The organism is Paenibacillus sp. ALE2, assembly GCF_054113385.1.
In genome coordinates this window covers 842501-858335 of the sequence record NZ_CM134213.1, presented here as the reverse complement: position 1 = coordinate 858335, position 15835 = coordinate 842501, and the positions used below count along the sequence as shown (strand labels likewise).

The window sequence follows — 15835 nt, the reverse complement described above, 5'->3', positions numbered from 1 at the left end:
TGTAGCGTGCTAATCCTTAAACGAATTAAACCAAATAACTTCCGCTCCTACGGAGGTCATTTGGTTTGGAAAAAAACAACTTTTACTATTTTATAAAAAAAGATTGAAACGAATATGTATATTATAAGTCATTTATTATAAATACTTTATTACTTTTTATAAAATATATATTTAGTTCTTTGCTTTAATGACTTTACCTATTAAACTATGAATAACAAAATGTAAGCCTTTGCAATTGTGTCCGATAGAAGATTTGACGGAAGAGTAGTAACACAACAACTTGAATATTCAAGCTCAGGGGACATGAAAAATGGCAATGAAAACAAGGCTTAGAATAATGAATTTCTTTCAGTTTTTCATTTGGGGATCATGGCTTGTTACGCTAGGCTCGTATATGATCAATACATTGCATTTTACGGGCGCACAAGTTGGGATTGTTTATAGCTCAAAAGGATTAGCCGCGATCATCATGCCTAGTCTCGCAGGCATTATTGCGGATCGTTGGATTAAAGCCAATAGATTATATGGAATATTCCATACGCTTGGCGCAATTTGTTTATTTATTGCTGCACAAGTTTCAGATCCGACGCTTATGTTCTGGGTGATATTTTTTAACGCATTGGTGTATATGCCTACCACAGCTTTGACGAATGTTATTTCTTACGTTGCTTTGGAGAAAGCAGGACTTGATACAGTTAAGGATTTTCCGCCGGTTCGCGTGTTTGGAACAATCGGGTTCATTGTTGCCATGTGGGTGGTTAGCCTTAGCGGATTTGAGTTAAGTAACATTCAGTTATATATAGCCGCGAGTATCTCACTCTTGTTAGCCCTATACTCACTTACGCTGCCTGATTGCCCGACCTCTAACGATAAGAGAGAAAAGTCATGGATTAGTCTTTTAGGGTTAGATGCCTTTGTACTGTTCAAACAGAAAAGAATGGTTATATTCTTTCTTTTCTCAACACTTCTAGGTGTTGCCTTGCAAATAACCAATACATTTGGTAATCCGTTTTTGCATGATTTTGGACTGAATCCTGAATTTAAAGATAGCCTGGTCGTACAGTATCCATCTATCTTATTATCGGTATCACAGATTGCTGAGGTGTGTTTTATCCTTGCCATCCCATTCTTTTTACGTAACTTTGGAATTAAAAAGGTTATGCTCATTAGTATGGTGGCTTGGACATTACGTTTTTTATTTTTCGCATATGGTAACCCATCTGGTGTAGGATTCACTTTCCTTCTGTTATCCATGATTGTGTACGGCTGTGCATTTGATTTCTTTAACGTCTCTGGAGCCATTTTTGTAGAAAAAGAAGTCGATCCTCGTATTCGCGCAAGTGCGCAAGGCTTATTTTTAGCCATGGTTGATGGAATCGGAGCGTATGTAGGCGCCATCGCAAGTGGAAAGGTTGTAGACTATTTCACGGTGGAGGGTGTGAAAGATTGGCAAAGTATTTGGCTAACCTTTGGAGCATATACACTCGTACTTGCAATTATTTTTGCTGTAAGCTTCAAGTATAAACATGATCCAAATGCTATGAAAGATGTATCTACAGGCCATTGAAATCAATAACAAAAGAAGCAGAAGCCTTGACTCATTAGAAACACTGATGAATCAAGGCTTTTTTACTTTGTATAGTAATGAATCGTAAAGAATGGTGTTTTGAGCGAAAAGTTACTGAATCGAAATTATACACAATGATACGTCCATTTTACTGTCCAATTAAGTGTAGCCGATTCAGACAAGCAAAAAACCTTCGTTCTATATAGCACGGAATTCCCTTTCATACCATAAGATTGGGATAAAGCAGCAGTTGTATATTGAGTATAAAAGGGATATAATTTAGATATCAAATATTTAGATGTCTAAATAATATGTCTGAATATATAAGATTTGAGCAGATTGATAATGATTAAAAGGAGATATCAACATGAATAGACTGGCAGGTAAAGTTGCTATTATCACAGGCGGAGGATCAGGGATAGGAGAACGAATGGTTGACCTCTTCAGTGAGGAGGGAGCTATAGTTATTGCTGCTGACATCAATGATCAAGCTCTTGAACGGGCTAGTAAGAAAACGAATGTGTACGGAATGAAACTGGATGTTTCTTCTGACGAGGATTGGAAGGCTCTTTCCGCAGAAGTAAACATTAAATTCGGTAAAATTGACATTCTAGTTAACAATGCAGGAATAACATCTGAAAAAGGATACCAGGATATCGACCTAAATGACTGGCATAAACTGATGACGATTAACGGGTATGGTCCGTTTGCAGGTATTAAGCATGTAGCCCCGTATATGGTTGCCCAAAAATGCGGCGCTATTATTAATATTTCTTCTTACACCGCTCAAATTGGTCAGGGATTTAACCATTATTCCGCTTCAAAAGGTGCTGTACGTGCTTTATCGAAGGCTGCGGCAACAACGTTCGGACGGGTTGGAGTCCGTGTAAATACGCTTTTTCCGGGCATTATTGAGACACCAATGACTGAAGCGCTCAGCACATCCAGGGAAATGCTTACCCACTTAATTCAAGCGACTCCATTGCAGCGACTTGGTCGACCTGACGATGTAGCTAACGCTGCCTTGTTTTTGGCTTCGGACGAATCTTCATACATTACGGGATCGGAGCTTGTGATTGACGGTGGTTTTTCTGCCCAATAACATTACGATTCACTTTACTGTGGGGAATGGATATCTGACCTTCTTTCAGTAAAGAATGACTTTTATACAAGCCCCCTATACAATATAGGGGGCTGTTATTTCATTTGAGAAAGCAGGTTAAGGAGTGTTAATGAAAGAACAAAATATATTTACGTTGATTCATGCTATGGACCAGGTTACAAACAACCTATTAATTAGATGGAATAAAATGTTTAATGAGAATCTAGGGATATCACATATCCTTATTCTTTCGTATCTAAATAGTTACGGAAAGTGCCGTCCTTCTGACCTGGCCAGGTTATTGGGGCTAACTCCTCCGACATTAACCCATCTATCTGGAAAGCTTGTAAAAAAGGAGTTGGCTGTACGAGTGGCGGATGAGGAGGACCGGCGGATTGTGTACCTGCAAATAACTGACGCTGGTGTCGGAATGCTAAATAAAGCACAGGAAGAAGGACGAAAGCTTAGAAGAGAACTATTTGAAAATCTAACCGAAGAAGAAAGAGAGTCTTTATTGTCTGTTTATGAAAAACTAAATAAGGTAATGAGTGAGGATTGACACAGGTAATCATAAAAAAAGCCGCCATATTGGCGGCTTTTTTTATTGATACTTAGAACCGCTCCGACTTTAGGAAGCAGAGAGCGTACTGCGCTTATTCTTAGCGTTGGCGCGGTCGCGGCGGCTCAGCAGAAATCCGACCAGAGACGCTGTGGATTGTTGAAAAATCATCCCGAGTACAACGGGCAGCGCTACCGGAGCCGGGAAGTAGGTGATGGCAAGCACGGCCCCCGCGCTAATATTGCGCATGCCACCGTTGAAGACAAGCGCTGTACGGTCTGCATTATTCCATCGCATCAGCCCAGATATGAGATAACCAATCGCATATCCAGTGGAGGCAAGGATAATGATGGAGAGGCATACTCCGACAAGTTTGAGATTAAAATCGACCAGATAAGGTGCGATGACAGATCCGTTAATCATGACGACCAGAGCCATAGCCAGCTTGGAGAATGGACCGAGCCGAGGTCCCCATACCTGCTTAATCTTTCCTTTGGTCCATTCGTTCAACACCATGCCAATTAATGAAGGAACGACAATCATCCAGAACAGGCTCTGCATCATTGCCCAGGTGTCGAGTTGGACATTCGCTCCGATCAGCAGGGACATAATGCCGGGCACAGCGAACGGGGCCAAAATTGTATCAATTAGAATGATCGCCAATGTCAGCGCTGTATTGCCTTTATAAATATTGACCCATACGAAGCTGGAGATGCCCGTTGGGATAGCCGCACCAAGAATCAGTCCAGTAATTGTATAAGGATCGTCACTAAAAGCCAGATGCCCAAGCAGCATGGCGAGAAGCGGCATGGCGAGATGAAGAATAAACAGACAGGCGATCAGCGGACCAGGATGCTTGATCACATGGATAAAATCCTTGAACCCCATACCGATGCTGCCCGCAAAGGTCATGAATGCAAACAGCCAGGGAGAAAGCTCAGTATACTGGGACAACGGCGTACCGATCAGGACGCCAATTAGAATGCTGATGGGTGTGATTAGCGGCATAGCTGCATTGAGTCTTCGATTCAACGTTAGGAGCATACAAAACTTCCTTTTTTGTACTTAAGTATAGACCTTGCTCCTTGGTCCGTAAATGATCCGTGTAGGGGGAACTCATCCATGAATTAGCCCTTTAAATTACTTCGGTACGCCAGAGGAGAGCAGCCCATTACTTTTTTGAATAGCCTGGAGAAGTAATAAGGGTCCCTAAAACCGAGTTGTATGCTAATTTCTTTAATAGAAGCATTCGTTAAATCCAAAAGCTGACTGGCTCTTTGAATTTTCATTCTTAAATAGTAATCGACAGGAGAATACCCGGTGGATTGCTTGAATATTAGGTTTAAATGCTGCTTGGATACCTGAACATGTCGGCTAAGCTCATCAAGCGAAACGGTGGATTCCAATTGTTCGCCCATATAACGTGTGGCCTTATCGACATAGCTCTGGTACGTGCTGTCCTCCTTGCGAGAGGCAACGGATACAACAAAACTCAGTAGATAACGGATAGTTTGCGACACTTGAACTAAATGTATCATGGAGTAGGATTTGTTCAATAAAAGGTCATAACACTGATGAAATAGCTCTAGCAGTTTGATTTCATCACTGGCGGCCATCGAAATATACATTTTAAACGGCTCAAACAACGCCATAAAATCATCCATTTGGTCCCCTTTAAGATGAAACCAGTAAATTGTCCATGGATCTTCATCGTCAGCCCCATAAGCATGTGGAATGTCCCTAGGAATGTAAGCAAAACTTCGCTCTTTCAGGACAATGGTTTGGCTATCCTTGGTTCGTATCCAGCCCCTTCCACTCGCACAGTAAATGAATATATGAGAGTCACAGCCGTGTGTTCTTTCACGAAAATGATGACGGGCATGGCTGAAGCAGCCTATATCCGTAATATATACATTTTTTGTTAGCGGGTTTATTTTTAATTTATTCGGCATATAGGGTGGAAGGACATATACTTTTTTACGCTCAAATCCATCGGCTTTCTTATTCATAGTCTACTTTTCTCCTAGCCATAGGCGGCTCTAGTGATGAAATACGTATATAGTCCATCATAAACAGTGGATTGTCAATTGTCTGTGATACCGCTTACTTATAAGCTTTGATATAAGAGCGACTATGAGGGAGCGATGAATGGAGCATGAAGGTAACTGGACAGATTGAACAGGCTGTAGAAGCATTGTGGAAGGCTTGTGAATTAAGGAGCATTGAACCCTATGGACTAGGGCTTGGGGGGAGATCGAATGAGTAATCTGATGAGAAATGTACTGCGTAAATTGACGATCACGATGTGGGACTTCTCTTGGTATACCATGACACAGGAGGGGGAGCCCTACAGCGACCTGGCAGCTCGTTTTCAGGAAGCGGTCGAAAGAGGCTACAATACGATCCGAATATGCGCTATGCCCTTCATGTTGTTTACGGTGGATGGCAAACGCCCCGGGCCATTGGAGTTTGCGAGTCTTGGAAAAGTGGGCCAGCGTACGCGCTGGTATAACTGTCGCGGCGGTGCAGTGCTGGATGGGCATGCTCATTTGCTCGAACTGTTTAGACAGGCCAAGGCTCATAATTGTTACATTATATTATCCTCTTGGGAATATCAGCAGAGTCCGACCTTCCTGGCTCATGCCGAGCTTAGAGATGAATTAGCTGCGATCCCACCTAAGGAAAGATTCATGACGATTGCAAAATCAATGGATCAGTTGATTCGGTTTGTTACAGCAGAAGGCTATAGGGATCAGATTATCTATACAGAGCTGCATAACGAAGTGGAATTTGGGCAGCTAAACGCCGTCGGAACGTCTGAGGGCATAGCAGAAACGAACGTACCGGCAATGATTGAAGCAATGCAGCCTTACGTAGAAGAAGCAATTGAATATCTTCGCCAAAGCCATCCAGATATTATGATGACAGCCAGCTATACACTAAATGAAGCCTACCCTAAAGCTTACGTGGCGCGCAATATGCAGGTGGCCCATTTTCATCTTTATATTAAAGGGGTGCTGAATGAGCTTATGGAAGCGGCAGGGCTTGATAATGAGCTGGCGCCATTCCCCAATCCATTCGTCCAATCCCTATTGAGGGAAGATGCCCCTCCATTTGCAGAATGGGCTCTGCCTCCAGAGCAAAATTGGCGGATGGAAGGCAATCCTGTTGGCATGAGGCTTATTTATTTACACGACTGGGTAGATCCGGATCAATGGGATTTATTTTTGTACGATCGGTACGGAGATCATAAAATGGCCATGTTGCAGAAGGCCGACTCCCGGTTGGAAGAGATTCATGAATGGACCCGTCATTCCGGTATTCCAATTGTCATAGGAGAAGGTTACGTAGGCTTTACACCCCTGCATGCCCAATTTGAAGAAGGCCCAGTCGGTAAATATATAGCTGAATATGTGTTGCGAAAAGGAATGGCACTGGGGTTCTGGGGAATGACCCTCTGCTCCAACTGTGCGCCGCATCACCCATTCTGGAATGATATAGCCTGGCAGCGCAAGTGGAACCAATTTATTCTAAACTCAGATTAGAGTTTACTTCTTAGACAACCTATTGTCTCTGAGATAGCTAGAGTCATTCAATATGAACGAGTGAGGGGAGTGAACTTCATGAGAAACTATCGAATTACGGTCCGAGATGATCATAAGCATATTGTGAAAGGAAAGCCCAGACTTGGCGGCACCAATCCAAAGGGAGAACAAATCGGTTTCACCAACTATTTTATGGAGAAGGATGGAGAGCCTTTTTTCGGGATTTGTGGTGAATTTCATTATGCACGCTATGATGAACGCTGTTGGGAAGACGAAATTATTAAAATAAAAATGGGTGGCGTCAATATTATTGCTACTTATGTTTTTTGGAATCTACATGAAGAAGTCGATGGTATTTTTAATTGGAGTGGGAATAAGAACCTCCGCTATTTTATTGAGTTATGTGGCAAACATCAGCTATATGTCATTATCCGAATCGGACCCTTCAATCATGGCGAAATCCGAAACGGCGGTATACCGGATTGGCTATTTGGTCGCCCATTTGAGGTTCGTTCTAATGATGAGGGATATTTGTTTTATACGAGAAGAATGTATAACGAAATCGGCATTCAGGTTAAAGGGCTGTTATATGAGGAGGGTGGGCCGATCATCGGCACCCAAATCGAAAACGAGCATCATCATTCCTCTGCCCAGTGGGGATTGACTGTAGGAATTAATGATATGTGGTTAAACTCTGGGAGTGACGGTAATTCACATATGTTAAAACTTAAAGAAATAGCTCTAGAAGCGGGGATTGATACTCCGATCTATACATGCACAGGATGGGGAGGAGCGACAACGCCTGTTCCTGATATGCTGCCCTTATGGGGCGGATATGCCTACTGGCCGTGGATCTATTATGAAGAGGGACGGTTGGAGGGGAAGGATGAGCATCCTGCGACACCGGAATACATTTTCCGAGACAAGCATAATAACAAGATTCCGAAAAGCTACAATTTCGAGCCCCTATACGCCCCGGAAGACTATCCGTACGCTTGCTGCGAAATGGGTGGCGGTATGGTTCAGTTTTATAAATACCGGTTTGTCTTTCCCTATCGTAGTGTTCCAGCGATGACTGTCATGAAGGTTGCAGAAGGCTGTAACCTGATCGGATACTATATGTATCATGGGGGTTCCAATCCTCAAGGTAAGGTTAACCCGTTCACAAACGATATGGCTACACCTAAAATATCCTATGATTTCAATGCCATGATTGGAGAATTCGGTCAAATCAGGGAGTCATACCGAAGAACAAAGCTGCAGCATTATTTTCTTTCAACGTTCCAAAAGCAATTCTCTCTGACGAAGACTATTCTGCCAGAGGACACGTCCTCAATGGACCCTTATGATGTGGATACCTTACGATATGCGGTTCGCTCCAGTGCCGGGGCGGGGTACTTGTTTCTAAATAATTTTCAGGACCATGTTGAAAATTACGATCTGTGCAATTTCAATGTAAGCATTGAGCTGCCTGAGGAAACGATTGTAATCCCTAGTCAAGGTGAACTGACATTAGGACGGGATAGCTTCGCTATTTTGCCTTTTAACCTCAATTTGGATGGAATAAAGCTCAAATATGCAACATTACAGCTGATAACAAGGCTAGAAGAGGATGGAGAAATATATTATTTTTTCTTTGTACCGGACGGGATGAAAGGCACGTATGTATTGGAATCAAAAGATATCATCCGTGCCACAATTGACAAAGGTTCGATTGAGCAATTGGGTGAAAATACGATCATTCAGGTTGCTGAAGAGGAAGAGAGTCTCATCCGCCTGGTATCTGAAAGTGGCCAAAAAGTCGTCATCTATACGATGACTGATGAACAAAGCTTGGAGTTTTGGAAGGTCAATCTGCAAGGTCGGGACAGAGTTGTCTTGACAAGTACCAATTTACTTGTATCCGGAGCTGAGGTGAAGCTGGAATCAACAGATCAGGAGATTGTAACGCTGAGTGTATTCCCGGATTTTGACGACTCAATCACATCCATATCCGGTGGAGAGTTGCTTGCAACAACAGCAAGTGAATTATTTACAACGTATCGGTTCAGAGTTCCTAAGAAGGAAATACACTTTCATCTGAAAAGGGTGAATCATGATAAATTCGTCCTTGATTTTGAAACAAATGCCCTTGATGGGGTCAAGGAGGCTCTGCTGCGTATTGATTATACGGGAGATATCGGTTATGCATTTATTGATGGTGAACTGATTCACGATAATTTCTGCAACCATACGACCTGGGAAATAGGTTTGAAGTCATTTGAACATCGGCTTATCGAGCGAGGGATGTACGTATATGTTTCTCCAATTCGAAAGGGCAAGGTTCTTAATAGCAATACGACCATGGCTGGCTGGAAAGAGACAACGGAGGAACGAATTGCGGACATTGGCACGGTCAGCATTGTGCCTGTGTATGAAATCCAAATCACCGTATAACAGGGTAAGATCAAGACGCTCAGCGAGTACTTTTAATACGAAGTGTAAAAATGTAATAGCTCATGGTGGTTCAGCCATGAGTCTATTACATTTATTTTCCTATAGCACTTTTTAGTAGATACCGGCTTTTTTCGATGTTTCTTTGATGCCGTTGGTTCCTTCTACCACGGTGCGGCCCCAATCGGTCAGATTGCCATTAGGTCCTGTTACAAGATCAAGATAAGAAAGGTTGGAGCTATTGCCGTACCAGGACCAAGCTAACCAGCCAATACCTTTGGATTGGCCGTATCTCATGATTTCTGTTTCGTCGACGTCTGCTCCCTGGTGGTAACCGCCAAATTCACCAATAATCAGAGGGAGTCCTTGATTCAGAACGTTATCAATATTGGTTCGAACAGTTGGAACATCTTTACCAGCGAACTCATACATATGGATGGAGAATACCGTATTCTTCAAAGAATCAGCTGCAAATACAGATTTACCGAAATCATTGATAGATTGAGGATATTGTCCCCAACCAGCACAATCGACGATGAGCGTATTTTTGATACCTGCGTTTCTCAGCTTGGGAATCGCTTGCTTATACCCATCTGCCCAACCGCCTCCATTCCAGGAGCCATACCATTCGTTCGCAATGTTCACGATAACCCGATCTTCCTTGCCGATCAAGGCATCTTTTATACTAATCCAGTAATTCACAGCCGCATCCAAAGACGCATAATCGTCCTTACCCGTAGCGTCATGAACCTCAAGTACAGGAATCATTTTATAACTTGTGACTAGGGAGATAATATTTTTTACGGAATTTATGTCATCCTTGGTGTATTGGGTTCCGTTAGAAAGGACAATCCGGACTGTATTAGCACCTGTCTTGGCAATGGCTGGGATGGCAGTATAAAGATCGTTTTTGTACCAAGTGTGAGCATGATTGACGCCTCTCATAACGAACGGCTTGCCTGTAGAGTCATACAATTTGGTACCGCTTACATAAAACCCTGAAGCAGCTTGCGCCTTGGAGAAGAATCCCCCCAAACCAATCATGATAAGCAGACCAGCGAGTCCAGACAATAATGCTTTTCTTAACAATGCTTTCACTTTTATTCCTCCCTAAAATATATTATTCAACTTCCTGCTATGTAGAGGTGGAGTAGGTATGTCAGTATGTAAATAGCAGTAAGCTAAACACGATATAAAGCGCTTTCATTTTTAAGATAGTTATTTTTCGTTATTCTATCATTTGCGTGTTTGTTATTCAATTGATTTTTTTAGTTTATTTTTGTTTTCGGAATATTTATGTACGAATTTCTTGCTGTAATAGTGTTTTCAAAGGTTTTATTATGATTATTCTCTCTGAAATGACATGTTTTCTTGTTTTTTTATTGATGAGTTAGCTAAAAACAATAAAATAAAAACTAACTTTTTATTATAATAGATTTGTTTTATATAAATTACCTAACAATATGTTTGGGGAGTTATCGGGAGTCATGTGAGCACCAATGATATAGTCTATGCCCAGCTTCACCCCAGTATTAAATTGTTGTATGATATTCTCGTAATACTTTTAACAGAATAGATAGGGGCAAGAGATGAGAAAACCAATCATAGCAGTCGATATGGACGATACGATCTGTCATCTCGTCAAACGGGCTATATACCATAACAATAGTGAATTTCCCACTCATCCGCTTCGTTATGAAGAAATGTTCGATTGGAATACCGATCATCTACGTCATCCGAAAAGCACACATGATGTATTTTATGGACGACCGGGTTTGTTTGAGGAACTTGAACTGTATGACGAGTATGTCGTAGAAGAAATGGAGAAGCTTTGCAATGCTTTTGATGTCATTATTGTGACAGCGGCAGAACCGAAAACCGTCGTGGAGAAATGGAATTGGCTTCAAAGGCATATGCCATTCATTCCGATCGAGAACTTTTTTCCATGTAAACGAAAGAATCTGATTAACTATGACCTCCTGATTGATGATGGTCCCCACAATTTGGTGCCTGCACTGGAGGAGGGGAAGAAGGTGCTTTGTATTCCTCATCCATGGAATTTGATAGCAAGAGAGCAATATGAGTTCCCGGTCATGGCATCTTGGCAAGGAGCCAAAGAACGAATCGACTCTATTTTGGGAGTTCTGAAGTAAAAAATAGATGCTTTTGCAAAACAGCTAGTTCCCTCGGAGCTGGCTGTTTTGCGAGAAATAATAGGCTCCATAATAGAATAAAATGGTACAATGGATGCATATTCTTCATGGGGAGGGACACGTGTATGACCATAACTATGGGGCAGATGGTAATTTATCTGACAAAGGGAATAGACACACCCAATACAAGCGTAGATTTGCTTGACCCAAAATTTAGAGATATTGAAATCCAAGGAATTGTAACCGCTTTCTGCGCGTCACAATATGTGATAGAGCAAGCTATTTCGCTTGGTGCAAATTTTATTATTACACATGAAGGTATGTATTATAGCCATCACGAGATGCAGGAATGTTTACTTCATGATCCCGTCTATTTGCACAAATCTCGTCTGGTCGCCGATTCAGGCGTAGGGATTTATCGTTTTCATGACACTATACATCGTTACCAACCGGATGGAGTGATGGTTGGACTTCTACAGGCGCTTGACTGGCACCCTTATGTTGTGAAACAGCAGCCTTCTTCCTCCATTTTGGCTATTTCGACTATGAAAGTTAAAGAGATTGCTGAATATATAAAAGCCAAACTTGATATTCGTTATGTACGAGTTGCTGGCGAGGTTTCCATGCCGTGTGAACGAGTGGGAATCCTAGTCGGATATAGGGGAGGTGGTGAACTAGCCATCCCATTATTTTTACATGAAAATGTGGACCTGATCATTGCTGGTGAAGGGCCCGAATGGGAAACACCAGAATATGTGAAGGACGCTGTTTATCAAGGGCAAAATAAAGCACTTATTATGCTGGGACATGCTGAAAGTGAAGCACCTGGTATGAAGCATCTTGCTGATACACTTTCCGTCCAATTTCCAATGCTCCCCGTCTTCTTTGTTGAGGATCGTCCCGTATTCCAAATATTGTAGGCGAGAACATACCTAATGATGATCATCCCGCACTGTTGTTTTTATCCGTTCATCTACTTTATGAAATGGAGGCAAGATAATGGGAAGCAGAGTGATTATGCCGTTCAGAACGGGCTGGAAATTTATAGAAGAGAATTACACGGGCGCTGAGAAGACAGACTATAACGATGGGCATTGGCAGGACCTTCATATCCCTCATGATTGGAGTATTGAAAAATCCTTTGATCCACATATGCTGTATGGCGGCAATCAAGCTTATTTGCCCAGGTGGTCTGTTGGGTGGTACAGAAAGCATTTTAATGTGAAGCCCTCCTCTCCAAAACAGCGCGTATACATACAATTCGATGGCATTCACAGTAATAGTGAGGTTTGGCTCAATGGGCATTTTGTGGGCAAGCGGCCCTATGGGTATGTTAGCTTTCAATATGATTTGACTCCATATATTCGGTGGGACGAGGATAACGTAATTGCCGTCAAAGTGGACAATACGCTTCTTCCGCCTGACAGATGGTATTCGGGGGCCGGTATTTATCGTAATGTGTGGCTGATTTATACGGATTATCTTCACGTAACCGAATGGGGAACTACTATTACCACACCTGAAATTTCGCCAGATGAAGCCAAGGTGAGTGCCAGAATCAAGGTCAGGAATCACCATGAGCATGCCGTAGAGTGTACGATTAAGACTGAAATACTAGATTCACAGGGACAACTAAAAGGAAAAATTGAAAACCGAGTAGCTCTTGCGGGCTTTGAAACAGAGGAAATTGAGCAGAAAACGAGAGTTATAGAGCCAGAGTTATGGTCACCGGACAACCCAGTGCTCTATGAAGCCCAAACGACGATCTATTGCGACAATACTGAGGTGGATCGTTATCGTATCCCTTTTGGCATAAGAGAAGTGATCCTCGATTCTCAAAAAGGATTATTGCTAAATGGAAGCAGCTTGAAGCTGAAGGGAGTGTGCATTCACCATGATTTAGGCTGCCTAGGGGCTGCTTACCATGATACAGCCATGAAGAGAAGGCTGGAGAAGCTGAAGGAAATGGGCTGCAACTCAATCCGTTTTGCGCATAATCCTATGGCGCCCGAATTATTAGACTTATGTGACCATATGGGTTTCTTGGTGGTGGACGAGGCTTTTGACAAATGGAAATCTCTTTCCTATGAGCATATATATGATGAATGGTGGGCAAAGGATCTGGAGGCCATGCTTGTTAGAGACAGAAATCATCCTAGTGTTTTTATGTGGAGCGTTGGTAATGAAGTGGAGAACCAAGGTCAACCGTCCATGCTAAACATGTTGGAGCAGCTCGTTGCCTTTTGCCATGAAAAAGATCCAACCCGGCCTGTTACCTGCGCGCTTGAGCCGCATAATACACCGATCAGCTTGCGTGATGGTTCGATTGAGGCCAAGGTGGAGCATACCAAGCTGCTGGCCCAACGAGTGGATGTACTGGGGCTGAACTATCAGGAGCAGTGGTACGAGCACTATAGAGCGGCCATGCCGGATACGCTTATCCTTGGAACAGAGACGTTCCCATATTATCGGGGTAAAGATAACCGGGTTAAAGGTTATTTGCCCCTGAATCCCTGGTCTGATGTCGCTAATCATGATTATGTGATTGGTCAATTTGTTTGGAGTGGAATCGACTATTTGGGAGAAACAAGCTACCCCTCCAAAGGGTGGTCCTCCGGCCTGATTGACACGTGTGGGTTTCGCAAACCTGTATCTTATCTCCAGCAAAGTCTTTGGTCTGATCAGCCAGTTGTGCACATAGCCGTATTTAATGAGCATATGAAATCGGAGTATAATCCGACTTGGACAATGCACTGGAAATCGCCAGCTATGGAAGATCATTGGACATTTCCAGAATACGCAGGAAAACTGATACGGTTGGTTACTTTTACCAACTGCGAGAGCGTAGAATTGATCGTGAACGAGGAATCATACGGTGAGAGAAAGTTGGCTGATTACCCTAATCATTTAATCCTATGGGAGCTCCCCTATACACCAGGCAAAATTCGGGCTATAGGCCGCAATGGGAATCAGCAGGTTTGTGAACATGAACTGACTACCGCCGAGCTTCCTTATGCTCTAAAAATGGAGGCTGATCGGGCGACTCTACCTGCTGATGGGCATGAGATATCTCATGTGGAAGTAACCGTTATAGATCAACACGGGATCGTTGTACCTCACCGGGATTTTGATTTGAGCTTTGAGCTGCATGGTGATGGCCGCATCCTTGGAATAGACAATGGGGATCTCACCAGTGATGAACCTTTCAAGGGAAAAGGAAGACGAACACACAGAGGAAGGTGTCTTGTAATAGTACAATCCGGGGATGTAGCTGGTGAACTGTTGCTACAAGCCTCAGCAGATGGGGAATTACAGGGAGAAATCAGCTTGAAAGTGGAATAAAGGAGAAAATGAATTTTTGCCAGCTCTTGCAGCTGGCTTTTTTTGCGTGAAAACTGAATATATTTCAGAATTGACATGAAAAAAAGGAAGATTTATAATTTCGTTATTAATATTAAAGTAATTAATTGAATAGTTTAGTGAATGGGGTGTTTAATAGTGAACGAACGAGATTTCAAAGATGGGCTTTTCACCGAATACGCACGGATCGGAAAATGCTTGTCCAGCCCGAAAAGGTTGGAAATTCTTGATATTCTCATACAAGGACCCAAATCAGTTGAAGTTCTATCTAAAATGACTTCGATGTCCGTTGCCAATGTTTCTCAGCATCTACAAACTCTATATCAGGCTAAGTTGGTTCAATCCAAAAAGCAAGGAAACTTTGTCTATTATGAACTTTCTGACTCATCTGTTTTGCACTTTTTAAATTCATTGTATGACCTGTCTGAAAAGCAGTTAATTGAAGTTCAACACATTAAAGAGCAATTTTTGGGTCAATTCTCAGATGTTGAAGGAGTCACAATGGAAGAATTGGCAATGCGGATGGAAAAAGGGGAGGTCACACTTCTTGATGTACGGCCGCGAGATGAATATGAAACTGCTCATATACCGGGAGCTGTTTCCGTTCCAATTGAAGAATTAGCGGAGCAGTTATCTCTGTTGCCAGCCGACTCGAAGATTGTGGCTTATTGCAGAGGCCCGTATTGCTTAATGGCGGTTAGGGCTATTGAATTGTTGCAAGCTCATGGCTTCAAAGCTAGACACTTGGATAAGAGTGTTCACGATTGGAACGACTTTATTCTTAACGAAGTGACAGGATCATGAAGCTTGGAATGTTTTTCGTTCTGCAAATGTAGCTTGTCGAGTGGGCCGATAAGACCGTCGCTTTTTGATGGAAAAAATAGATAACTGTTCTGTAGGGAATCAGGGGAGGATGTTAGCCTTAATGAATTTGACGAATGCTTCGCAGAAGAAGCAAGCGCTTATCAATTCCTATGTGGAATCTTCAGATAAGCAAAGAAAACTGTATCGTCGTACGCTTATCACCGTTATTTTCTCTCAAATTTTTGGAGGCGCTGGACTGGCTGCCGGAGTAACCGTTGGTGCGTTGTTGGCGCAGGATATGCTGGGTACGGA

General features: G+C 42.6%; 13 protein-coding genes (1 of these 13 only partly in view). 10 read left to right on the top strand and 3 right to left on the bottom strand.

Going from position 1 to position 15835, the window contains the following annotated elements:
* Positions 1–310: 310 nt before the first annotated feature.
* From ACXHJ1_RS03485 to ACXHJ1_RS03475, 3 genes are all read left to right on the top strand, one after another.
* Entirely contained in the window at positions 311–1567 is a 1257-nt protein-coding gene (locus ACXHJ1_RS03485) for a nucleoside permease (RefSeq protein ID WP_457905615.1), read from the top strand.
* Between the two features lie 367 nt (positions 1568–1934).
* Positions 1935–2669: an SDR family NAD(P)-dependent oxidoreductase gene (locus tag ACXHJ1_RS03480; RefSeq protein WP_457905614.1), complete on the top strand. Its 735-nt coding sequence runs from the start codon at positions 1935–1937 to the stop codon at positions 2667–2669.
* A 130-nt stretch (positions 2670–2799) separates the two neighbouring features.
* Positions 2800–3228, top strand: coding sequence for a MarR family winged helix-turn-helix transcriptional regulator (locus ACXHJ1_RS03475; RefSeq protein ID WP_430188244.1), 429 nt, complete (start codon positions 2800–2802; stop codon positions 3226–3228).
* 69 nt (positions 3229–3297) lie between these two features.
* Here ACXHJ1_RS03475 and ACXHJ1_RS03470 read toward each other — a convergent pair whose 3' ends face one another.
* Positions 3298–4272, bottom strand: a complete 975-nt coding sequence (locus tag ACXHJ1_RS03470) for a bile acid:sodium symporter family protein (RefSeq protein WP_117290132.1) — start codon at positions 4270–4272, stop codon at positions 3298–3300.
* 83 nt (positions 4273–4355) lie between these two features.
* Positions 4356–5237 carry a helix-turn-helix domain-containing protein gene (locus tag ACXHJ1_RS03465; protein ID WP_457905613.1) on the bottom strand — a complete coding sequence of 294 codons (882 nt, stop codon included), beginning with the start codon at positions 5235–5237 and terminating at the stop codon, positions 4356–4358.
* Positions 5238–5486: 249 nt separating this feature from the next.
* Here ACXHJ1_RS03465 and ACXHJ1_RS03460 point away from each other — a divergent pair, with 249 nt between their 5' ends.
* Both ACXHJ1_RS03460 and ACXHJ1_RS03455 read left to right on the top strand, forming a co-directional pair.
* Positions 5487–6773, top strand: coding sequence for a cellulase-like family protein (locus ACXHJ1_RS03460; RefSeq protein WP_457905612.1), 1287 nt, complete (start codon positions 5487–5489; stop codon positions 6771–6773).
* Positions 6774–6851: 78 nt separating this feature from the next.
* Positions 6852–9209, top strand: a complete 2358-nt coding sequence (locus ACXHJ1_RS03455) for a beta-galactosidase (protein WP_457905611.1) — start codon at positions 6852–6854, stop codon at positions 9207–9209.
* Positions 9210–9320: 111 nt separating this feature from the next.
* Here the strand turns inward: ACXHJ1_RS03455 and ACXHJ1_RS03450 are convergent, their stop codons facing one another.
* Positions 9321–10304 (bottom strand): glycoside hydrolase family 5 protein, encoded by a 984-nt coding sequence (locus ACXHJ1_RS03450; RefSeq protein WP_457905610.1) that lies wholly within the window; start codon positions 10302–10304, stop codon positions 9321–9323.
* A gap of 491 nt (positions 10305–10795) precedes the next feature.
* On the opposite strand from ACXHJ1_RS03450, the gene ACXHJ1_RS03445 reads away from it, so the two are divergent.
* The 5 genes from ACXHJ1_RS03445 to ACXHJ1_RS03425 all read left to right on the top strand — a co-directional run.
* Positions 10796–11359 carry a 5' nucleotidase, NT5C type gene (locus ACXHJ1_RS03445; protein ID WP_107734828.1) on the top strand — a complete coding sequence of 188 codons (564 nt, stop codon included), beginning with the start codon at positions 10796–10798 and terminating at the stop codon, positions 11357–11359.
* Positions 11360–11484: 125 nt separating this feature from the next.
* Positions 11485–12279 carry a Nif3-like dinuclear metal center hexameric protein gene (locus ACXHJ1_RS03440; RefSeq protein ID WP_457905609.1) on the top strand — a complete coding sequence of 265 codons (795 nt, stop codon included), beginning with the start codon at positions 11485–11487 and terminating at the stop codon, positions 12277–12279.
* A gap of 79 nt (positions 12280–12358) precedes the next feature.
* Positions 12359–14701: a glycoside hydrolase family 2 TIM barrel-domain containing protein gene (locus ACXHJ1_RS03435; RefSeq protein ID WP_457905608.1), complete on the top strand. Its 2343-nt coding sequence runs from the start codon at positions 12359–12361 to the stop codon at positions 14699–14701.
* Between the two features lie 156 nt (positions 14702–14857).
* Complete coding sequence (locus ACXHJ1_RS03430; protein WP_016819577.1) at positions 14858–15523, top strand: ArsR/SmtB family transcription factor; 666 nt, start codon at positions 14858–14860, stop codon at positions 15521–15523.
* A gap of 121 nt (positions 15524–15644) precedes the next feature.
* Positions 15645–15835 carry the 5' end (the start) of an MFS transporter gene (locus ACXHJ1_RS03425; protein WP_290403595.1) on the top strand. The gene runs 1093 nt beyond the window's last position, so the window shows 191 of its 1284 coding nt (coding positions 1–191); the start codon lies at positions 15645–15647; its stop codon lies off the right edge, out of view.

Coding starts and splice junctions, on each gene's coding strand:
- ACXHJ1_RS03485 (WP_457905615.1), top strand. CDS start 311: ATGGCAATGAAAACAAGGCTTAGAATAATGAATTTCTTTCAGTTTTTC.
- ACXHJ1_RS03480 (WP_457905614.1), top strand. CDS start 1,935: ATGAATAGACTGGCAGGTAAAGTTGCTATTATCACAGGCGGAGGATCA.
- ACXHJ1_RS03475 (WP_430188244.1), top strand. CDS start 2,800: ATGAAAGAACAAAATATATTTACGTTGATTCATGCTATGGACCAGGTT.
- ACXHJ1_RS03470 (WP_117290132.1), bottom strand. CDS start 4,272: ATGCTCCTAACGTTGAATCGAAGACTCAATGCAGCTATGCCGCTAATC.
- ACXHJ1_RS03465 (WP_457905613.1), bottom strand. CDS start 5,237: ATGAATAAGAAAGCCGATGGATTTGAGCGTAAAAAAGTATATGTCCTT.
- ACXHJ1_RS03460 (WP_457905612.1), top strand. CDS start 5,487: ATGAGTAATCTGATGAGAAATGTACTGCGTAAATTGACGATCACGATG.
- ACXHJ1_RS03455 (WP_457905611.1), top strand. CDS start 6,852: ATGAGAAACTATCGAATTACGGTCCGAGATGATCATAAGCATATTGTG.
- ACXHJ1_RS03445 (WP_107734828.1), top strand. CDS start 10,796: ATGAGAAAACCAATCATAGCAGTCGATATGGACGATACGATCTGTCAT.
- ACXHJ1_RS03440 (WP_457905609.1), top strand. CDS start 11,485: ATGACCATAACTATGGGGCAGATGGTAATTTATCTGACAAAGGGAATA.
- ACXHJ1_RS03435 (WP_457905608.1), top strand. CDS start 12,359: ATGGGAAGCAGAGTGATTATGCCGTTCAGAACGGGCTGGAAATTTATA.